The sequence below is a fragment of the Streptomyces sp. NPDC004065 genome (assembly GCF_044903565.1).
In the GTDB taxonomy this organism is placed as follows: Bacteria; Actinomycetota; Actinomycetes; order Streptomycetales; family Streptomycetaceae; genus Streptomyces.
Genome location: NZ_JBJDQT010000050.1, coordinates 1 through 19,565, shown reverse-complemented (window position 1 = coordinate 19,565; position 19,565 = coordinate 1). Strand labels below are relative to the sequence as shown.

Below are 19,565 nucleotides of genomic sequence, written 5' to 3'. Positions count from 1 at the left end.
TTCAGGGCCCGGGAGTTCAGTTCGAACGGCAGGTCCGTGGACCGGGATCGTGCGTCCCTGTTCCCGAGCCCGCCGGCAGTTCACGGCCGTACCACCCGTACGGCCGGCCCCGAGCCACGTCCCGACGCACCACCCCCCCCGGCGCCGGGACTTCCCAGAGCCGGGCTTCGGCACCCTTCCCCCCCGGGTGGCGAAGCCCGGCTCCTCTTCTGTCCGGGTTCCGCCCCCGGGCACGCCGGAGAGACGGGTCACCCCGGACCTGAACCCCGGGGTGGCCCGCCAGATGGCAGATTGTGCCACACAGGCATAGCCTGCCGGGGTGACCAGCTCCACCCCCGCCACCCCCCGCAAGTCCTCCTCGCTGACCGAGCGCCGCAAAGCGGCCACCCGTATGGAGATCGCCCGAGCGGCGGCCCGCCTCTTCGTGACCCAGGGCCTGCGGGCCACCCGGGCCGAGGACATCGCCCGGGCCGCCGGAATCGCGCCGCGCACCTTCTACCGCTATTTCGCCACCAAGGAGGAGGCCGTGGCGCCCCTCTACGCCGAGGGCGCGCGCCGCTGGACGGACGCGGTCCGCGACGCCCCCGCACACCTGCCGGTCACCCAGGCCCTGGACCACGCGGTGCGCCACACCTTCACCCCCGGCGCCGGCATCTCGGCGGCCTCCTGGCAATGGGTCCGCACCCTCATCCGCATGGCCGACGGCCATCCCGCCGTGCGCAAGGTCTGGGCCGAGGTGTGCCAGACGTCGGAACGGACCCTGGCGGAGGTGCTGGCGGCCCGGGCCCGCACCGCGGCCGGGACCCGTACCGCGGCCGGGGGCGGGGGCGGCGCGGTGGCCGCGACCGACTCTGCGGCCGCGACCGACTCTGCGGCGGCCGGGGGTGGCGCGGTGGCCGGGGGCCCTGACAACGTTGCCCAGGACCTCTTCCCGCAGCTCCGCTTCGCCGCCGCGTGCGCCGCTGCGGCCGTACGCGTCGCCGTCGAGGCGTGGGCGATCGGTGAGGCGCCCGCCGAGGGCCCCGAGGGCCCGGCCGCCCTGGCCCTGCGCAACCTCGCGGCGCTGCGGGACTTCACCTGGGAGCCGGGGCAGCCGGGGCAGCCGGGGGAGCCGGGCAGGACGGTGTAGCCGGCCGCGGCCCCTCCCCGCCCGGCCCTGCGGCCGCCTGCGGCTCCCACCGGCCTCACGTCGGCCCCGGGCGGGCCTCACGTCGGCCCCGGGCGGGCCTCACGTCGGCCCCGGGCGGGCCTCAACCCGGCCTCAGGCGGGCCTCACGTCGGCCTCGGGCGGGCCTCAACCCGGCCTCAGGTGGGCCTCACGTCGGCCTCGGGCGGGCCTCACGTCGGCCTCGGGCGGGCCTCACGTCGGCCCCGGGCGGGACTCAACCCGGCCTCAGGCGGGCCTCACACGGACCCTCACGCGGGCGGCCTCAACTCGGCCCTACGTCCGCGCCCCGCGCGTCCCGTCCCCGCCCGCCGCCCGGGTCAGCCGTTCCCCCAACCGCCGTACGCAGTCGACGAGTTCCGCCGGCTCCCGGACCGTGAAGTCCAGGCCCGCCATCGCCAGCCGCACCGCGAGCCACTCCACCGCGTCGCCGGTGGTGGCCCGCAGCCGGCAGCCCCCGCCGTCCAGCGGCTCCGGCGCGCCCAGCCAGGCGGGCAGCCGTTCCGCGACCGCCTCGGCCGGCTCGGCGAAGTCCACCGTGAAGGCGTACGTGTCCTGCCGCCGGTACACCGACTGCCGCAGAAACTCCGCCGCGCTGCCCGTGGGCAGCTCCCGCGGGGTGAACCGTGCCCCCGTCGCGAACGGCTCGCTGACCCGGTCGACCCGGAACGTCCGCCAGTCCGCCCGGTCGAGGTCGTACGCCACCAGGTACCAGCGCCGGCCGGTCGACACCAGCCGGTACGGCTCGGTCACCCGCCGGCTCCCCGCGCCGTCCTTGGCGCGGTAGGCGAACCGCAGCCGCTCCCGGCCCGCCACCGCGGAGGCCATCACGGTGAGCGTCTCCGGGGCGACGCTCGCGCCGTCGCCGCTGGTCAACGGTGTGGTCGCGGCCTGGAGCGTGGTGACGCGGTGGCGCAGCCGGGCCGGCAGCACCTGCTCCAGCTTCGCCAGCGCCCGCACCGACGCCTCGTCCACACCCTCGATCGCGTGCCCGGCGCCCGCCCGCAGCCCGACCGCGATCGCCACCGCCTCCTCGTCGTCCAGCACGAGCGGCGGCATGGCCTTGCCGGCCACCAGCCGGTACCCGCCGTCGGCGCCCTTGCTGGCCTGCACCGGATAGCCCAGCTCGCGCAGCCGGTCGATGTCCCGCCGGACGGTGCGCCGGGACACCCCGAGCCGCTCGGCGAGTTCGCCTCCGGGCCACTCGCGGGGCGTCTGGAGGAGGGACAGGAGCTGCAGCAGCCGGGCCGGTGTGTCCGTCGTCATGGATCCGAGGATGCCGCAGAACTAGGACACGATCCGACCTAGTACCGCTCTAGCTTCAGCGCATGACCTCCACCGAAAACCCTGTCGACAGCGTGGACAGCTCAGCGCGGGCGGCCGACCGCCGCCGCTGGTTCGCCCTGGCGATCGTGATGACCGCGGCCTTCATGGACCTCGTGGACGTCACGATCGTCAACATCGCGATCCCGTCCATCCAGAAGGACGCGGGCGCGTCCTTCAGCCAGATCCAGTGGATCACCGCCGGATACGCCCTCGCCTTCGCGGCCGGTCTGATCACCGGCGGGCGCCTCGGCGACATCCACGGCCGCAAGCGGCTGTTCCTCGTCGGCATCGGCGGCTTCACCCTCGCCTCCGCGCTGTGCGGCTTCGCCGCGAATCCGGAGATGCTGGTGGCCTCGCGCATCCTTCAGGGCGCCATGGCGGCGATGATGGTCCCGCAGGTGCTGTCGATCGTGCACGCCACCTTCCCGGCGCACGAACGCGGCAAGGTCTTCGGCCTGTTCGGGGCGATCGTCGGCCTGGGCGCCGTCTCCGGTCCGCTGCTCGGCGCGCTGCTCACCGAGTGGAACCTGTTCGGGCTGGAGTGGCGGCCCATCTTCCTGATCAACCTGCCGGTCGGCATCGCCGCCCTCCTCCTCGGCAGCCGCTTCATCACGGAGTCCAGGGCGCCGCGCGCGCTGAAGCTGGACCTGGTGGGCGTCGCCGTGGTCACCGTGGGCCTGCTGATGCTGCTCTACCCGCTGACCCGGGGCCGCGAGCTGGGCTGGCCGCTGTGGGGATACGCGTCGATGGCCGGCGCGCCGGTGGTGTTCGCGGCGCTGGTGGCCTACGAGCGGCGCAAGGCGGCGCGCGACGGCTCCCCGCTGATCGAGCTGTCCCTGTTCCGGGTGAAGAGCTTCGCGGCCGGTATCGCCGTGCAGACGGTGTTCGGCGTGGCGCTCGGCGTGTTCTTCCTGGTGTGGACGCTGTACATGCAGATCGGGCTGGGCTGGAGCCCGCTGCGGGCGGGGCTGACCGGCGTGCCGTTCTCCCTCGCGGTCTCCACGGCCGCCGGGCTGTCCGTGCAGAAGCTGGTCCCGCGCTTCGGCCGCAAGGTGCTCCAGACCGGCGCGCTGACCATGGCCGCCGGCGTCCTGCTCTACATCTGGGAGTCCGAGCGCTACGGGCTGCACATCGCGCCGTGGCAGATGGCGCTCCCGCTGGTCGTGATGGGCGCGGGCATGGGGCTGATCGTCGCCCCGCTGACCGACGCGGTGCTGTCGGAGGTGCCGCGTGAGCACGCCGGCTCCGCCTCGGGGCTGATCAACACGGTGCAGCAGATGGGCAACGCGCTGGGCCTCGCCCTGGTGTCGGTGGTGTTCTTCGGGGTGATCGACGACCGGCCGGCCGCGGACCGGGTGGGCCCGGCCTTCGTCGACGCCTTCCAGCACGCGCTGGTGTGGGTGGCCGCGGTGCTGGGCGTCATCTTCGTCCTGATGTCCGTCCTGCCCCGGCGGCCCGCGCAGCATGTGGAGGGCGCGGACGAGGGCGAGCGGGACGGACGCGAGCCGGTGGACGAGCCGGTCCGCGCGCTGGTCGGCTGACCGCGCCCCGACCGGGGGCGGCATGAGCATGCCCGTTTTAGGCGCTGTGAGTAGTTCACGTCACCTGCGAGATACGTCACGGTCCGGGGCCGACGTCCCGGACCGTGGTGTTGACTTGACGGCATGCCTCAGCACGTCTCGATCCTGATGTGGTTCGGTGTGGCGCTTCCCGCCGCGCTGACCGTCGCCTGCATGGTCGCGCTGGCCCGCATCCGGCGCGGCGTCCGCCTCGAGATCGCTCGACGCCTTCCCGCGCCGGGACTGACGGCACTGCCGGCTCAGCCCGCCCCGCACCGGGAGCACGTCGAGCTGACGGCGGCCGAGAAGGACGCCTTCGCCGGTCTCATGCGCCAGCTCGGCGACGGGCATTGAGACGGTGACGGGCACCGGGGCGACGGGCACCGAGACGGAGACGGCTCCGGCGGTCCCAGGGAGCCGGGAGACGGCTCCGGCGGTCCCGGGGGGCCGCGACGGCGGGTGCCGAGCCGGGGCCGGCCCTCAGGGCGCCTGGGCCGCGCGGCGCTCCATGGCGTCCCGGGCCGCGTCCTCCGAGGTGTAGACCTCGCACATGTGACGTCCGTCCGGGGTCGCGGTGTGCTCGACCTCCCACAGCGACATCTCGATGCCGTCGCTCAGCAGGAACGCGTGCTCGTAGAGGGAGAAGCACAGCCCGGCGCGGCCCGCCCGGAAGGGCCGGCCGAAGGCCTGGGTGATCTGGTGGCCGGACGCCGTGGTCAGCAGCGAGGCGACCTCCGCGCCGGGCCGGTCCGCGTTCTCCGCCCGCCGCAGCAGCCGGCGCGCGTGGTCGGCCGAGTCGTCGGGGACGTAGGCGTGGCGCGCCTCGGGCACCGGCGCGAGCTGGACCAGCACCGGAAGCTCGAAGTCCGGCGCGTCCGGCGGCAGCGGCAGCCGGGCGGTGGCGGTGCGCAGTTCCTCCTCGTCCACATACACCTCGTGCTGGGTCTCGCTGCCGGGCGCGGTGTTGTGCACGAGCTCCCACAGCGTCAGCGCGGAGCCGTCGGCGAGCAGCCAGGTGTGCCGGTACGTCTCGCGGTGCCGGCCGGCGCTGTGGTGGGCCGAGTGCAGGGAACCGTCGTAGGCCAGTGCGCGGTCGAGCCGCCGTATCGTCCCGTCGGGCAGTTCGAAGGAGTTCAGGGCGCGGCCGAGGAGCCGCGCGAGGTGCTCCTCCGGAGACTCGGGCGACTCGCGTGGTTCGTACGCTGTCGTCTCGTACGGAACGCTCAAGGTTTCTCCCGGCGTTGCTGCATGTCACCTTGTGGGTGCATACCGTAGCCCCTCGGTCGGACATCATGTCCCGGAACCGGGAAAACGTATGACGGGAAAACGGGCGGGCCGCGCGAGAAGTTCCCGCGCGGCCCGGCGGTCCGTCAAAAACCGCTGGTCGAGGTGGCTTTGGCGTGGCCAGTGGTCACACGGCGCTGCCCGCCGTCCACTCGCTCCATGGCATGTTCCAGCCATTGAGGCCGTTGTCGGGGGACACGGCCCGGTCCGGGGAGTTCCTCACCACGACCACGTCGCCGAGCAGCGTGTTGTCGTAGAACCACTTGGCCGTGGTGTCGCCCTGGCCGCCCCGCACGTCCGCCATGCCCACACAGCCGTGGCTGGTGCCCTCGCGGCCGAAGGGCGGGTTGCCCTTGTTGTACCAGTAGTTGCCGTGGATGAAGGTGCCGGACTGGGTCAGGCGCATCGCGTGCGGCACGTCCCCGATGTTGTACTCGCCGCCCAGGTTGACGGTCCTGCTGTCCATCCGGGTCTGCGGGAACTTCTCCGAGATCACCATCTGCCCGTTGTACGTGGTGTGGTCCGGGCTGCCGGTGGAGACCGGCACGGTCCTGACGGTGTGGCCGTCCCGCACGACCGTCATGGTCTGGGTGTTCACGTCGACCGTGGACACCTGCGAGCGGCCCACCGTGAACGTCACGGTCTTCTTCTGCACGCCGTGGACGCCCTTCGCGCCCTGCACGCCGTCCAGGTCGATCTTCATGGTGACCTTCGAGCCGGCCTGCCAGTAGTCCTTCGGCCGGAAGTCGAGCCGCTGCGCGCCGAACCAGTGGCCGACGACCTGCTGGCCGCTGCTGGAGGTGACCGTGATGTGCGACTGCACGGCCTTCTTGTCGGAGATGGCCTTGTCGAAGGTGAACGACACCGGCATGCCGACGCCCACCGTCGTGCCGTTGTCCGGCGTGTACGTGCCGATGAAGCTGCCGGCCGGGGTGACGGTCGTGAAGATGGAGTTGGCGGCCGCCGTGCGGCCGCCGGCGTCCCTGGCGGTCGCCGAGATCCGGTACTTCGTGCCGCGCTCGAGCTGCTCCTTGGGCTTCCAGGTCGTCCCGTCGGCCGAGATCGTGCCGGGCACGTCCTGCCCCGAGCCCGCGACGGTCATCCTGACCTGGGTCAGTCTGCCGCCGCTGACCTTCACCCCGGTGCTGTTGATGGACGCGCCGGTCGAGCCGTCCTCGGCCGAGATGGCGATCCTGGCCGCCGACGTCCTGGGGGTGTCCTTGCCGCCGCCGCTGCCGTCGTCCTTGGCGCTGGCGTCTCCGCCGCATCCGGTGAGGGCGAGGGTGCCGACCATCAGGGCGGCACAGGCCCCCAGTGCGCGCCGCGCTGCTATGTCCGGCGTTTTCACGGGCTTCTCCAGGTGGGTTGTCGGGCGCGATCCGCTTGATCCGCTTGATCCGCTGCGATGCGTGGGAGAAGAGGCGACCGCGGCCCGCCCGGGTTCCCGCCGTCGCCCCGCGTGGGCCATCGGTGACAGAACCGGGACAATCGAGGGCCCGGTGAGACATGAGGGACACCCGGGAGCGCGGACGGCGGGCGGGCCGCGGCTCATCCGCCCAAGTACAGCGGCTCATCCGCTCCCGTACAGCTGCGTGTACGACGGCCACGTCCCGCCCGGTCCGTCCACCGGCTCGGCGGCCCGCACCGCCCGCACGATCGCGCGCGTCACCTGGTCCGCGCCCGCCGCCAGGACGTCGTTCAGGGCGAGGGGCGAGGCGGCGTCCAGCGGGCGGGCCCCGGTGGCCAGCGCGAACACCGTGTCCCCGTCGTTGAGCAGGTGCACCGGTCGCACCGCGCGGGCGATGCCGTCGTGGGCCGTGCCGGCCAGCTTCTGCGCCTGTGCCTTGGACAGGTCCGCGTCGGTGGCGACCACCGCGAGCGTGGTGTTCAGCGGGGGCGGCGCGCTGCGCGCGGCGGCCTCGGCGAGCCGGTGGCGCGCGGCCTCGTGCACCGCCGCGCCGGGGTACCGCACCCGGCCCTGGAACAACTCCCCGTACAGCACCCCCGTCCCGGGGTCGACCGCCGCCCCGGCCGCGTTCGCCACCACCAGCGCGGCCACCGTGATGCCCGAGTCGAGCACCGTGCTCGCGGTGCCGACGCCGCCCTTGACGGCCCCCACGGCCGCGCCCGTTCCGGCGCCCACGCAGCCCTCCGGCACGCGCGCGCCCGGTGCGGCCGCCGCTGCCGCCTCCACCGCGGCCCGCCCCATGGCCGCGTCCGGCCGGGCCCGGAAGTCGCCGCCGCGGCCCAGGTCGAAGACGCAGGCGGCGGGCACCACGGGCACGACCTGCGCCGGGTCGGGACCGACCCGCACACCGCGTCCCCGCTCCTCCAGCCAGGCCATCACGCCCGACGCGGCGTCCAGCCCGTAGGCGCTGCCGCCGGTCAGCACGACCGCCTCGACCTTCGGCACCAGGTTCCGCGGGTCGAGGGCGTCGGTCTCCTTGGTGCCCGGGCCGCCGCCGCGCACGTCCACGGCGGCGACGGCACCGCCCTCGGGGGCGAGCACGACCGTCGTGCCCGTCAGCCACCCCCCGCCCCGGCGTGTCGCATGTCCCACCCGCAGTCCGGCCACATCCGTCAACGCGTCCACTGTCATGACGGCCAGTCTCCCCACCCCGGCCGCCCCTCCCGCGCACCCGCGCACCGGGCCGCCCGGGCCGGCGTGGGCCGCCGGGCACCCCGGTCCGTCGGCGGGCCGCGCGGACCGGCTGCCGCGCGGGCCGGGTTCAGGCGCGTCCGGCCTCCGCGCGCGCCGTCAGCGCCACCCCCGCCGCCACCGCGAACGCCGACACCAGGCCCGCCGCGAGGACCGCCCACCCGCCGAGGAACGTGCAGCAGATCACCAGCAGGGCGGTGCAGGGCAGTACCAGCTGCTGGGCGATGCCCGCCTTGAAGTGCCGCGAGTGCAGCACCCACACGGTGATCAGATACAGCGCCGTCGGCAGGGTCACGGCGCCCGCCGCCGCCTCGGCCGACAGGTGCGCCGTACCGACGGCCTGCTCGACCGCCACCTCCAGGCCCGCACCGATCGCCGCGGCCGAGGCGAAGATCAGGTAGTGGCCGTATCCCCACAGGAACGACTGCCGGTTGGAACGCAGGTGACCGTGGATCGGCACCACGAAGTAGATCCACCAGGCCGAGAAGACGATCAGCAGACCGCCCGCCGCGATCGGCAGCAGCTCGCCCAGCGCGTCGTGCTCGGTCGCCGCCGACCGCACCGCCGCCGTGGCCGCCGCCACCGTCTCGCCCAGCACGATGATCGTGAACAGGCCGTACCGCTCCGCGATGTGGTGGGGGTGCCAGGAGGTCGTGCACGCCCGTTCCGCGTACAGCGGCACGCACAGCTCCAGGACCGCCATCACCAGGAACACCCACGGCCGGGCGTTCAACGGCAGGAACAGCAGCCCCAGCCAGCCCACCTGGCACAGCAGCACTCCGGCCGCGTACCGCAGCGCCATGCGCCGCTCCCCGCCCCGGGCCCGGCGGGCGGCCCGCAGCCACTGGCCGGCCATCGCCAGCCGCATGATCAGGTAGCCGAGCCATACCAGGAAGAAGTCGCGGTGCTCGAACGCCTCGGGGATGCCCGCGGCCAGCACCAGCACGCCCGCGATCTGCACCAGGGTCACGACCCGGTAGAGCACGTCGTCGTTGTCGTACGCGGAGGCGAACCAGGAGAAGTTCATCCAGGCCCACCAGATGGCGAAGAAGGCCATCGCGTAGTCCAGGACGCCATGTCCCGCCCGGCCCCCGGCCACGGCGTGGACCAGCTCCGCGCCCGCCGTGGCGACGGCCACGACGAAGCACAGGTCGAAGAACAGCTCGAGCGGCGAGGCGACCCGGTTCGGCTCGCCGCGGCCGCGTGCGACCAGCGGCCGCAGCGGACGGCCGGCCGAGGAAGGGTCGGTGGCTCCGGGAGGCGGGCCGGAGCTGTCGGAACGGGACGTCATGGCTTCCAGGACAGCAGAAACCCGCCGGTACGTCCTGGGACGGCCGCGCCGGCCGGGGACCGTACCCTGGAGACATGAGTACCGCCGCCGAGCCGCAGGACCCCAGGAACGCGCTGATCTTCGACGACCCGCTGAACCAGCAGTCCAGCGACGACACCGACCGCGGCTGGGGCGACCGGACGGACGGCGACTGCGCCGCGGACCTCAAGCGCTTCCTCGACGAGAAGCCGCCCCACCACCTCTGAGACCGGGCCCGCGGCCGCGCCGCCGGACCCGCTACCGCCCGAGGTGCTCCGGTCCGCCGCGCCGGGCGACCAGCTCGTCGCGGATCTCCTTGAGCACCTCCAGCTCGGTCACCTCGACGACCTCCTGCGTGCCCTCCCGCGCCTTCCTGCGGGCCTCCTGGCGGGCCAGGAACTTCGCCATGGGCAGAACCATCAGGAAGTAGACCACCGCGGCGGTGATCAGGAACTGGAGGGCGGAGCCGAGGACCGAGCCCCACAGTATTCGGATGCCCTGGTCGCCCTTGCACGTGTCGCTCAGGCAGGAGCTGTAGTGGTCGAGGTTCTGGGTGCCGATCGCTCCGACGACCGGGTTGATCACACCCTTCACCACCGAGTTGACGATGTTGCTGAAGGCGGCGCCGACGACCACCGCGACGGCCAGGTCGACGACGTTCCCGCGCATCAGGAAGGCCTTGAAGCCCTGCCAGACGCTCGGGTCCTTCTTCTTGCTCACGTGTGGCTCCTTCGTGGACGTGCTGGTTGCGGAACAAACAGCTCCGCAACCTACGGGTCACCACAGGGTCACCGCCAGCCTCGCCGTCGCACCCGCCCCGGCCAGGCGCACGGCGGTGGCGCGGGGCACGGAGAGCGCGATCAGCGCCCCGGGCCCTGCGTCCCCGGCCCGGGCGGCCCCGGACTCGGCACGGCCGGGAACGCCCACCACGCGCGCTCCCCGCGCCACCACCCGGGCCCCGCCGCCCGCCGCCGGATCCTCCGCCGCGATCACGTCGACCCGGTCGCCGGGGCGCAGCAGGCCGACCGTGGCGGCGTCGGCGATCCGCACCGCAGCGGTCACCGTCTCCCCGGCCCGGGTACCCGCCCCGCCGGGCCCGCGGCCCGTGCGGTCCCGGCCGAGCTCACGGGCACCGTCCGCCGCGGGCACCGGGCGGCCGCCGGCCGCACCCCCGCGATCGGCGTCCACGGCGTCCCGCGGACCGGCCGCGACCAGGGCCGCCGCGGTGACTGCGAGCCCGGCCGCGACCGCGCTCCCGCGCCGCCGCACCAGTCTCAGCAGCCGGTACCGCCCGCCGCCCACCCGCACCGGCGGGAAGTGCGGCACCTCGCAGGTGGCCGGCGTGTCCGCGCCGGGCCGGCAGGAGGAGGACGGGGGAAAGGAAGAGGTCGTGGCGAACGAGAGGGACGGGGGAAAGGAAGAGGTCGGGGGAAAGGAAGAGGTCGGGGGAAGCGAGGACGACGGGATCGACGGGAGCGGCACGGGTCGGTCACCACCAGCTGTGACGAAGGACCGGCATGGAACCGGCTGGCGGTGCCACGATGAGGCATCGCGCCACGGCCCGCCGGAGCCCGTGCACTACTCGCGGGTTGTGGACAACTCGCTCACCCGAACGGGGAATTCCGGCAGCGCACCGCCCCCGGCGGGTGCTCCTGTCGAGCACCGCCCACCGGGCGGACACTCCCGCCCCGGCCGGCGCCCCCGCCGCTACGGCAGCGCGAAGCCCGGGTCCATCCCGCCCAGCGCGCTCGCGCACGGGCAGTCCCGCTCCTGCGTGGCGGGCAGCGCGGCCACCGCGTCGAACAGCACGCCCCGCAGCCGCTCCACGTTCGCCGCGAACACCCGCAGCACCTCCTCGTGGGAGACGCCCTCGCCGCTCTCGGCGCCCGCGTCGAGGTCGGTGACCAGGGTCAGGGAGGTGTAGCAGAGTTCCAGTTCCCGGGCGAGCGCGGCCTCGGGGTGCCCGGTCATGCCGACCACCGACCAGCCCTGCGACCGGTGCCACAGCGACTCGGCACGGGTCGAGAAGCGCGGGCCCTCGACCACGACGAGGGTGCCCGAGTCGACCGCGTCCCAGTCCCGCCCGCGCGCCGCCTTGAGCGCGGCCGCCCGCCCGGTGGGGCAGTAGGGGTCGGCGAGGGAGACGTGCACCACGTTGGGCACCGTGCCGTCGGGCAGCGGAACGCCGTCGAAGTAGGTGCCGGCCCGGGACTTCGTACGGTCGACGAACTGGTCCGGAACCAGCAGCGTGCCGGGCCCGTACTCCGGGCGCAGCCCGCCCACCGCACAGGGGCCGAGGACCTGGCGCACGCCCACGGAGCGCAGCGCCCACAGGTTGGCGCGGTAGTTGATGCGGTGCGGCGGCAGATGGTGGCCGCGGCCGTGCCGGGGCAGGAAGGCGACCCGGCGTCCGGCGACCTCACCGAGGAAGAGGGAGTCGCTGGGCGGTCCGTACGGCGTGTCCACCTGGATCTCGGTCACGTCGTCCAGGAAGGAGTAGAAGCCGGAACCGCCGATGACACCGATCTCTGCGTTCGCCATGCACAGCACACTATCCGCCCGGACGGACGCCGAGGACCCCGCCGTGGTGGAACGGCGGGGTCCGGCACATCCGTGGGCCGTGGACCGTGGGTCAGGCGGCGGAGCTCGCGGCCGACGACGACCCCGAGCCCGAGGACGAGCTCGACGAGGACGACGAGGACGACCTCGCGTCCGACGAGGAGCCCGACGACTTCGACGACGAGGCCGGGCTGCTGCTCGAGGAGGAGCCGCGGCTGTCGTTGCGGTAGAAGCCGGAGCCCTTGAAGACAATGCCCACGGCGGAGAACACCTTCTTCAGGCGGCCACTGCAGCTCGGGCACTGTGTGAGCGCCTCGTCGGTGAACTTCTGCACCGCCTCGAGGCCCTCGCCGCACTCGGTGCACTGGTACTGGTAGGTGGGCACTGTCTTCCTCCTGGCACTCTCACTCGATGAGTGCTAACGACGGTCCATACTGACGCATTCCCCGGGATCAGTCCACTGCGATGTGGGCGCGGTGACCGACGCCACGTGCGACGGTACGGCCGCGCGGCCGGGGGGTCAGGCGCGAGCGCAGGGCCACCAGGGTCACGAGGGCGAGCACCGTCCCCGCCATCGGGACCAGGAATCCGGCACCCACCCACAGGCGGTCCTCCAGCCGGCCCGCGACGGTGACGGCGGCGGCCTGGCCGAGGGCGACCGCCCCCGTGAGCCAGGTGAAGGCCTCGGTGCGGGCGCCGGCCGGGACCAGGTCCTCCACCAGGGTGTAGCCGGTGATCAGCGAGGGCGCGATGCACATGCCGACCAGGAGGCCGAGCGCCCCGAGCAGCGGCGCCGAGTGGGCGGTCCACAGCGCGGACGCGGCCAGCGCGAGGGCGGTGTGGCCGAGGAGCAGGCGGCGCCGCGGAGCCGCCTTCCAGGCGATCGCGCCGCAGGCGACGCCGGAGAGCATGTTGCCGGCGGCGAAGATCCCGTAGAGGACGCCGTTGAGGCCGGGCCGGCCGATGGACTCGGTGAAGGCGGCCAGCGACACCTGCATGCCGCCGAACACCGAGCCGATGCCGAGGAAGGTCACGACCAGCACGCGCACACCGGGCACGCGCAGCGCCGAGGCGTGCCGTACGCGCTCCTGGCCGGCGCCGGCCGGCACGGGCGGCTGGGTGCGCCGCTGCGCGGCGAACAGCAGACCGCCCAGCAGGGTCAGGCCGGCCTCGGTGACCAGGCCCGCCGCCGGGGTGACGGCGGTGCACAGCGCGGTCGCGAGCAGCGGCCCGACGACGAAGGTCAGCTCGTCCGTGACGGACTCGAAGGCGGCGGCGGTCGCCATCAGGGGGGAGTCCTTGAGCGTCACCGCCCAGCGGGCGCGCACCATGGGGCCGGTCTGCGGCACCGAGGCGCCGGTCGGCACGGCCGCCGCGAACAGCGCCCACAGGGGCGCGTGCGCGAGGGCGAGCCCGGTCAGCCCCAGCCCGGCCAGGGCGTGCACCAGGACCCCGGGCACGAGGACGGCGCGCTGGCCGTGGCGGTCGGCGAGCCGCCCGGTGTACGGCGCGAACAGTGCCATGGAGACACCGGTGACGGCCGCGGTGGCCCCCGCGGCGCCGTAGGAGCCGGTGGTGTGCCGCACCAGCAGCACGATGGAGAGGGTGAGCATCGCGAACGGCTGGCGCGCCGCGAAACCGGGGAGCAGGAACGTCCAGGCCCCGGGGGTGCGCAGCAGCTGCCCGTATCCCGGGCGGGAGGACTTGCGGCGGGAGGACTTCCCGGCGTTCCCGGACGACTTCCCGGACGTTCCGGGGGACTTCCCGGGGTTCTCGGAGGACTCCCCCGGGCCGGTGGTGGTGACCGTGGATTCCACGGCCCGTGCCTTTCTGCCGCCTGGTAGCGCGGCACCGCGTACGGGCACGCACGCCGAGAGCTGTCCTCTTGCGCGGACTGCGGTGGATACCGGTGCCCGCGCAAGGGGGCGACCCGGCCGCCATACGGTCGCGCCAGCTCTGCGTCAGGCAGAGTTGGTTCGATCAGGTGCGCCTTTATCGTACAGGGATCAAGACCGCGCACACCTGTGAAAACGAGCACCACCGGGGCGTGCGCCTGCGATCGGAGCGGCCCCGGGGAATCGGCGCTCAGTGTCCCCCGGCTCCGTTGTCCGCGCCCAGCCAGTCGGCCAGTTTGCCGCCCCGGCTGACCGCGCGCAGCCGCCGCTCCGCGGCCTCGCGCACGGGGTCGGTGGCGACCACGAGGAGTTCGTCGCCGCGGCGCAGGACCGTCGTGGGCAGCGGCACGAACGACTTCCCGTCGCGCACCACGAGGGTGACCGCGGACCCGGCGGGCAGCCGCAGCTCGTTGATCTCCACGCCGTGCATCCGCGAGCCCTCCGGGATGGAGACGGAGAGCAGATGCCCGCGCAGCCGCTCCAGCGGCGCCGACTCGATGCCCAGGTCGGCGGCCTCCTCGGGGTCGCCCAGCCGCAGCTTGCGGCCCAGCCAGGGCAGCGTGGGCCCCTGGACGAGGGTGTAGACGACGACCAGGACGAAGACGATGTTGAAGATGCGGTGGCTGGCGTCGACACCGTTCACCATCGGGATGGTCGCCAGGATGATGGGCACCGCCCCGCGCAGTCCCGCCCAGGACATCAGGGCCTGCTCCTGCCAGGGGACCTTGAACGGCATCAGGCTGAGCACGACGCTCAGCGGGCGGGCGACCATCGTCAGGACCAGGCCGATGACGAGCGCGGGCAGGATGTCGTCGCCCAGCTCGTGCGGGGTCACCAGCAGGCCGAGCAGCACGAACATGCCGATCTGGGCGATCCAGCCGAGTCCCTCGGCGAAGCCGCGGGTGGCGGGCCAGTGCGGCAGCTTGGCGTTGCCGAGCACCATCGAGGCGAGGTAGACCGCCAGGAAGCCGCTGCCGTGCGCGAGCGCACCGGCCGCGTACGCGGAGACCGCGATCGCGGTCACGGCGATCGGGTAGAGGCCGGAGGCGGGCAGCGCGACGTGCCGCAGCCCCCAGGCGCCGAGCCAGCCCACCGCGAGGCCGATGGCCGCGCCGATCGCGAGTTCCAGCGCTATCTCGCCCACCAGCACGTACCAGTGCTCGATGGGGCCGGCCGTGGAGAAGGCCACGACCAGGATCACCACCGGGGCGTCGTTGAAGCCGGACTCGGCCTCCAGCGTGCCCTTCACGCGCGCGGGCAGCGGGATCCGGCGCAGCACCGAGAAGACGGCCGCCGCGTCCGTGGAGGACACCACCGCGCCGATGATCAGCGCCTGCCGCCACTCCAGCCCGCTCAGGTAGTGCGCGCCGGCCGCCGTGACGCCGACGCTCACCGCGACCCCGGCCAGCGCCAGCGCCGCGGAGGCCGGAAGGACCGGTTTGATCTCCTTCCACTTCGTCCCGAGACCGCCCTCGGTGAGGATCACGACCAGGGCCGCGTAGCCGATGAGCTGGGTCAGCGCGGCGTCGTCGAAGCGGACGTGGCCGAGGCCGTCCTGGCCCATGACGACGCCCATCCCCAGGTAGACGAGCAGGCTGGGGAGCCCGCTGCGCGAGGAGATCCGGACCGCTGCCACGGCGACGAGCAGGATGAGTGAGCAGGCGAGCAGTAGCTGGTTGAGGTGGTGAACAGTCAGCGGCGGTTCCTCCCCTGGGGTGCCCGGCGAGCTCCGGTTACTTCGTTACCTTACCTAACTCTTGACGCTTTCTTGACGCTCCACGGGGCAGGATCGAACGCCCGTCCAGGCCTGGACCCGACTCCGCGTCAAGTGCCATCGGGCCCTGCGCCTATGGTTGCTCCAGCACTCCAGTACCGCCTGCCGCTCGCGTTAGGACAGCAAGGACAGCGATGCCCCCCAACACCACCGCCTCAACGGGTGACAAGCCCGGCAAGTCCGGCAGGAAGAAGGGGCGAAAAGCCCGGCTGATCGGGCTTGTCCTGGTTCTGGCCCTCGTCGGAGGCGTCGCCTACGCGGCCTACTGGTCCATCAGCACCGTGCGCGCCTCCTTCCCCCAGACCCGGGGCACCGTCACGCTGCAGGGCCTGTCCGGGCCCGTCGACGTCAAGCGCGACGGCTACGGCGTCCCGCAGATCTACGCCTCCTCCGCCGCCGACCTGTTCATGGCGCAGGGCTTCGTCCAGGCGCAGGACCGGTTCTACGAGATGGACGTGCGCCGGCACATGACCTCCGGGCGCCTGTCGGAGATGTTCGGCAAGGGCCAGGTCAAGAACGACGAGTTCCTGCGCACCCTGGGCTGGGACCGGGTGGCCAAGGAGGAGTACGACAAGAAGCTGTCGGCCACCACCAGGAAGTACCTCGACGCGTACGCCAAGGGGGTCAACGCCTACCTCGAGGGCCGCGACGCCGAGGACATCTCCCTGGAGTACGCCGCCCTCGGCTTCACCAACGACTACAAGCCGGCGCGGTGGACCCCCGTCGACTCGGTCGCGTGGCTGAAGGCGATGGCCTGGGACCTGCGCGGCAACATGCAGGACGAGGCCGACCGGGCGCTGCTGACCAGCCGCCTCGGCCCCAAGCAGATCAAGGACCTGTACCCGGACTATCCGTACGGCCGCAACAAGCCGATCGTCTCCGAGGGCCAGTACAACGCGCTCACCCGGTCCTTCGAGGGCGGCGGCGCCACGGGCTCCTCGACCGGCACGGGCACGGGAACCGGGACGGGAACGGCAGGTACCGGGACGGGCACGGGTACGGCCGGCACCGGCACCGGTACGACGGCCGGCACCGGCACGGGCACCACGACCGGCACCACGGGCGGCGCCGGAACGTCGGGCACCACTTCCGGGACGACGTCGGGCACCACCTCGGGCTCCGGTGTGCAGAGCCAGCTGATGGGCCTTCACGACGCGATGCAGGACCTGCCCACCGCCGTCGGCGTCAACGGCGACGGCATCGGCTCCAACTCCTGGGTCGTGGCCGGGAAGTACACCATCACCGGCAAGCCGCTGCTCGCCAACGACCCGCACCTGTCGGCCTCGCTGCCCTCGGTCTGGTACCAGATGGGGCTGCACTGCCGCTCCGTCTCCAGCGCCTGCCCCTACGACGTCGCCGGCTACACCTTCGCGGGCCTGCCCGGCGTGATCATCGGCCACAACGGCGACATCGCCTGGGGCATGACGAACTCCGGCGTCGACGTCACCGACCTGTACCTGGAGAAGCTCAGCGGCGACGGCTACCTGCGCGACGACAAGACCGTCCCCTTCAAGACCCGCGAGGAGACCATCAAGGTCGCCGGCGGCGCCTCCAAGACGATCGTCGTCCGTGAGACCAACAACGGCCCGCTGCTGTCCGACCGCGACGACGAACTCGTGAAGGTCGGCAAGAAGGCCCAGGTCAACACGGCGGCACCGGACCGGGGCGACGGCTACGCCATCGCCCTGAAGTGGACCGCGCTGCAGCCGGGCACCACCATGGACGCCGTCTTCGCCATCGACAGGGCGAAGAACTTCGCCGACTTCCGGTCGGCGGCGGCCCTGTTCGACGTGCCCTCGCAGAACCTCGTCTACGCCGACACCGGCAACAACATCGGCTACACGCTGCCCGGCCGCATCCCCAAGCGCGCCAAGGGCGACGACGGCTCGATCCCCGCTCCCGGCTGGGACTCGAAGTACGACTGGAAGGGCTACATAAAGCAGGACGAACTGCCCTACGAGTACAACCCGAAGCGCGGGTACATCGTCACCGCCAACCAGGCCGTCGTCGCCCCCGGCGACTACCCGTACACGCTCACCACGGACTGGGGCTACGGCGCCCGCAGCCAGCGGATCACCGACCTGATCCAGTCGAAGATCGACGGCGGCGGCAAGATCTCCACCGACGACATGCGCCAGATGCAGATGGACAACAGCAGCGAGATCGCCAAGCTGCTCGTGCCCCAGCTGCTGAAGGTGGACATCGCCGACAAGGACGTCCGCCGGGCGCAGAAGCTGCTCGAGGGCTGGGACTACACCCAGGACGCCGACTCGGCCGCGGCCGCGTACTTCAACGCGGTCTGGCGCAACATCCTCAAGCTGGCCTTCGGCAACAAGCTCCCCAAGGAGCTGCGGGTCAAGAACCAGTGCCTGTGGGTCGAGCCCGCCGAGAAGACCGGTCCGGTGGACGAGGACACCAAGGTCCGCGAGTGCGGCGAGCGCGACGCCGACCAGGCGCAGCCGGACGGCGGCGACCGGTGGTTCGAGGTGGTCCGTGCTCTGATGGACCACGAGGACAGCGACTGGTGGAAGACGCCGGCGTCGGGCACCCGCCCCAAGGCGGACAACCGCGACGAGCTGTTCGGGCGCGCCATGATCGACGCCCGCTGGGAGCTGACCGCCAAGCTCGGCAAGGACATCGACACCTGGAGCTGGGGCCGGCTGCACCGGCTGTTCCTGAAGAACCAGACCCTGGGCACCGAGGGGCCGGGCTTCCTGAAGTACATCCTCAACCGCGGGCCCTGGAAGCTCAGCGGCGGCGAGGCCGCGGTCAACGCCTCCGGGTGGAACGCCGCGGGCGGCTACGGCGTGGTGTGGGTGCCGTCCATGCGGATGGTGGTCAACCTCGCCGACCTCGACAAGTCCCGGTGGATCAACCTCACCGGCGCCTCCGGGCACGCCTTCAGCGCCCACTACACCGACCAGACGGGCAAGTGGGCCAAGGGCGAGCTGCTGCCGTGGTCCTTCACGCCGAACGCGGTCGACAGCAGCACGAGCGACACCCTGACGCTCAAGCCGTGAGCCACGGCCGCTGACCGCGGACCCCGTACGAAGGCACGAAGGCCCTCCACGCGCGGCGCGTGGAGGGCCTTCGCACGTTCCGGCCCGTGAGTTCGTACGTACCGGCCCGTAGGAGAGGGTGCCGTACAGGCAGGTCAGGCGCCGTCCGGGAAGCGGCGTACCCCCGACGGGGTCACCACCGCCCGTACCGGCCGGTCGTGCGCCTCCGCGGGGACGTGCGCGACGACCTCCCCGTCGTACAGCAGCACCACGAGCGCCGGGTGCGCGCCGGCCCGTTCCAGCCGGGCGAGGACCCGGTCGTAGGAGCCGCCGCCGCGCCCCAGCCGCATCCCGCGCGCGTCCACGGCCAGGCCGGGCAGCAGGACGGCGTCGGCCAAGGTCACGGCGTCCGGGCCGAGGCGCTCGCCGGCCGGTTCGAACAGCGCCATCCGCCCGCCGTGCCGCACGCGGGCCAGGGAGCCCTCCCCGGCGTACGCGCCCCAGTCCAGGTCGTTGTCGGGCAGCAGCGCGGGCAGCAGCACACGGGCGCCCCGCGCGCGCAGGGCGTCGAGCAGGGCGAGCGTGCCCGGTTCGGTGCCCACCGAGACGTACGCGGCCACGGTGCGGGCCCGCGCCAGCTCGGGCAGCGCGAGCGCGTGCCGGGCCAGCGCCCCGGCCGCCTCGCGCACCTCGTCCGCCGTCAGTTCGTCCCGCGCCGCGAGGAACTCCCGCCGCAGCGCCCGCTTGCCGGTGCCGGCCGCGCCGCCCGCCGCACCTCCCGTGACATCCACGCCCGCTCCCGTACCCTTTCTCATCCGCCGAAGTTCCCGCTCATCTGAGTGCCAATTAACCGGAGCCACAGGTTCCGCGCAAAAGCAGCGGATAAGGTGACGTCCATGAGTCAGTCGCACCCCAGGATCAGCAAGGCTGTCATTCCCGCGGCGGGCCTGGGCACCCGGTTCCTGCCGGCCACCAAGGCCACTCCCAAGGAGATGCTGCCGGTCGTGGACAAGCCGGCGATCCAGTACGTGGTCGA

18 protein-coding genes are annotated in these 19,565 nt (G+C 73.1%); 6 read left to right on the top strand and 12 right to left on the bottom strand.

What is annotated here, in order from left to right:
• Positions 1-319: 319 nt before the first annotated feature.
• Positions 320-1,129 (top strand): TetR/AcrR family transcriptional regulator, encoded by an 810-nt coding sequence (locus tag ACI2LW_RS32780; RefSeq protein WP_404734907.1) that lies wholly within the window; start codon positions 320-322, stop codon positions 1,127-1,129.
• 312 nt (positions 1,130-1,441) lie between these two features.
• Here the strand turns inward: ACI2LW_RS32780 and ACI2LW_RS32775 are convergent, their stop codons facing one another.
• Positions 1,442-2,431 (bottom strand): helix-turn-helix transcriptional regulator, encoded by a 990-nt coding sequence (locus ACI2LW_RS32775; RefSeq protein ID WP_404734906.1) that lies wholly within the window; start codon positions 2,429-2,431, stop codon positions 1,442-1,444.
• A gap of 62 nt (positions 2,432-2,493) precedes the next feature.
• Here ACI2LW_RS32775 and ACI2LW_RS32770 point away from each other — a divergent pair, with 62 nt between their 5' ends.
• Together ACI2LW_RS32770 and ACI2LW_RS32765 are read left to right on the top strand one after the other, a co-directional pair.
• Positions 2,494-4,032, top strand: a complete 1,539-nt coding sequence (locus ACI2LW_RS32770) for an MFS transporter (RefSeq protein ID WP_404734905.1) — start codon at positions 2,494-2,496, stop codon at positions 4,030-4,032.
• 123 nt (positions 4,033-4,155) lie between these two features.
• Positions 4,156-4,404, top strand: coding sequence for a hypothetical protein (locus ACI2LW_RS32765; RefSeq protein ID WP_404734904.1), 249 nt, complete (start codon positions 4,156-4,158; stop codon positions 4,402-4,404).
• A gap of 126 nt (positions 4,405-4,530) precedes the next feature.
• On the opposite strand, the gene ACI2LW_RS32760 is transcribed toward ACI2LW_RS32765, so the two are convergent.
• From ACI2LW_RS32760 to ACI2LW_RS32745, 4 genes are all read right to left on the bottom strand, one after another.
• On the bottom strand, positions 4,531-5,277 hold the full coding sequence (locus ACI2LW_RS32760; protein WP_404734903.1) for a DUF6227 family protein: 747 nt from the start codon (positions 5,275-5,277) through the stop codon (positions 4,531-4,533).
• Positions 5,278-5,461: 184 nt separating this feature from the next.
• The gene (locus ACI2LW_RS32755) at positions 5,462-6,682 is read right to left on the bottom strand and encodes an Ig-like domain-containing protein (RefSeq protein ID WP_404734902.1); all 1,221 of its coding nucleotides are present in this window, start codon (positions 6,680-6,682) and stop codon (positions 5,462-5,464) included.
• 222 nt (positions 6,683-6,904) lie between these two features.
• Positions 6,905-7,933 carry a P1 family peptidase gene (locus ACI2LW_RS32750; protein ID WP_404734901.1) on the bottom strand — a complete coding sequence of 343 codons (1,029 nt, stop codon included), beginning with the start codon at positions 7,931-7,933 and terminating at the stop codon, positions 6,905-6,907.
• A gap of 130 nt (positions 7,934-8,063) precedes the next feature.
• Entirely contained in the window at positions 8,064-9,284 is a 1,221-nt protein-coding gene (locus ACI2LW_RS32745) for a low temperature requirement protein A (protein ID WP_404734900.1), read from the bottom strand.
• 74 nt (positions 9,285-9,358) lie between these two features.
• On the opposite strand from ACI2LW_RS32745, the gene ACI2LW_RS32740 reads away from it, so the two are divergent.
• Positions 9,359-9,529, top strand: coding sequence for a hypothetical protein (locus tag ACI2LW_RS32740; protein WP_404734899.1), 171 nt, complete (start codon positions 9,359-9,361; stop codon positions 9,527-9,529).
• Positions 9,530-9,560: 31 nt separating this feature from the next.
• Here the strand turns inward: ACI2LW_RS32740 and mscL are convergent, their stop codons facing one another.
• From mscL to ACI2LW_RS32710, 6 genes are all read right to left on the bottom strand, one after another.
• Positions 9,561-10,022 carry a large conductance mechanosensitive channel protein MscL gene (gene mscL / locus ACI2LW_RS32735; RefSeq protein ID WP_404734898.1) on the bottom strand — a complete coding sequence of 154 codons (462 nt, stop codon included), beginning with the start codon at positions 10,020-10,022 and terminating at the stop codon, positions 9,561-9,563.
• Between the two features lie 57 nt (positions 10,023-10,079).
• Entirely contained in the window at positions 10,080-10,628 is a 549-nt protein-coding gene (locus tag ACI2LW_RS32730; RefSeq protein WP_404734897.1) for an RcpC/CpaB family pilus assembly protein, read from the bottom strand.
• A 381-nt stretch (positions 10,629-11,009) separates the two neighbouring features.
• Positions 11,010-11,843, bottom strand: coding sequence for an S-methyl-5'-thioadenosine phosphorylase (locus ACI2LW_RS32725; RefSeq protein ID WP_404734896.1), 834 nt, complete (start codon positions 11,841-11,843; stop codon positions 11,010-11,012).
• A gap of 91 nt (positions 11,844-11,934) precedes the next feature.
• Positions 11,935-12,246, bottom strand: a complete 312-nt coding sequence (locus ACI2LW_RS32720; RefSeq protein ID WP_404734895.1) for an FmdB family zinc ribbon protein — start codon at positions 12,244-12,246, stop codon at positions 11,935-11,937.
• Positions 12,247-12,313: 67 nt separating this feature from the next.
• Positions 12,314-13,540, bottom strand: coding sequence for an MFS transporter (locus tag ACI2LW_RS32715; protein WP_404734916.1), 1,227 nt, complete (start codon positions 13,538-13,540; stop codon positions 12,314-12,316).
• A gap of 406 nt (positions 13,541-13,946) precedes the next feature.
• Positions 13,947-15,452, bottom strand: a complete 1,506-nt coding sequence (locus tag ACI2LW_RS32710; RefSeq protein ID WP_404734915.1) for a potassium/proton antiporter — start codon at positions 15,450-15,452, stop codon at positions 13,947-13,949.
• A gap of 212 nt (positions 15,453-15,664) precedes the next feature.
• On the opposite strand from ACI2LW_RS32710, the gene ACI2LW_RS32705 reads away from it, so the two are divergent.
• Entirely contained in the window at positions 15,665-18,550 is a 2,886-nt protein-coding gene (locus ACI2LW_RS32705; protein ID WP_404734894.1) for a penicillin acylase family protein, read from the top strand.
• Positions 18,551-18,684: 134 nt separating this feature from the next.
• Here ACI2LW_RS32705 and ACI2LW_RS32700 read toward each other — a convergent pair whose 3' ends face one another.
• Entirely contained in the window at positions 18,685-19,344 is a 660-nt protein-coding gene (locus ACI2LW_RS32700) for a 5-formyltetrahydrofolate cyclo-ligase (protein ID WP_404734893.1), read from the bottom strand.
• Between the two features lie 81 nt (positions 19,345-19,425).
• Here ACI2LW_RS32700 and ACI2LW_RS32695 point away from each other — a divergent pair.
• The coding region (locus ACI2LW_RS32695) for a sugar phosphate nucleotidyltransferase (protein WP_404734914.1) at positions 19,426-19,565 on the top strand (140 nt) is incomplete at its 3' end.

What these genes read in the sequence shown, in the direction of transcription:
- ACI2LW_RS32775 (WP_404734906.1), bottom strand. Translation starts at nt 2,431, where the DNA reads ATGACGACGGACACACCGGCCCGGCTGCTGCAGCTCCTGTCCCTCCTC.
- ACI2LW_RS32770 (WP_404734905.1), top strand. Translation starts at nt 2,494, where the DNA reads ATGACCTCCACCGAAAACCCTGTCGACAGCGTGGACAGCTCAGCGCGG.
- ACI2LW_RS32765 (WP_404734904.1), top strand. Translation starts at nt 4,156, where the DNA reads ATGCCTCAGCACGTCTCGATCCTGATGTGGTTCGGTGTGGCGCTTCCC.
- ACI2LW_RS32750 (WP_404734901.1), bottom strand. Translation starts at nt 7,933, where the DNA reads ATGACAGTGGACGCGTTGACGGATGTGGCCGGACTGCGGGTGGGACAT.
- ACI2LW_RS32745 (WP_404734900.1), bottom strand. Translation starts at nt 9,284, where the DNA reads ATGACGTCCCGTTCCGACAGCTCCGGCCCGCCTCCCGGAGCCACCGAC.
- ACI2LW_RS32740 (WP_404734899.1), top strand. Translation starts at nt 9,359, where the DNA reads ATGAGTACCGCCGCCGAGCCGCAGGACCCCAGGAACGCGCTGATCTTC.
- ACI2LW_RS32725 (WP_404734896.1), bottom strand. Translation starts at nt 11,843, where the DNA reads ATGGCGAACGCAGAGATCGGTGTCATCGGCGGTTCCGGCTTCTACTCC.
- ACI2LW_RS32705 (WP_404734894.1), top strand. Translation starts at nt 15,665, where the DNA reads ATGCCCCCCAACACCACCGCCTCAACGGGTGACAAGCCCGGCAAGTCC.
- ACI2LW_RS32700 (WP_404734893.1), bottom strand. Translation starts at nt 19,344, where the DNA reads ATGAGAAAGGGTACGGGAGCGGGCGTGGATGTCACGGGAGGTGCGGCG.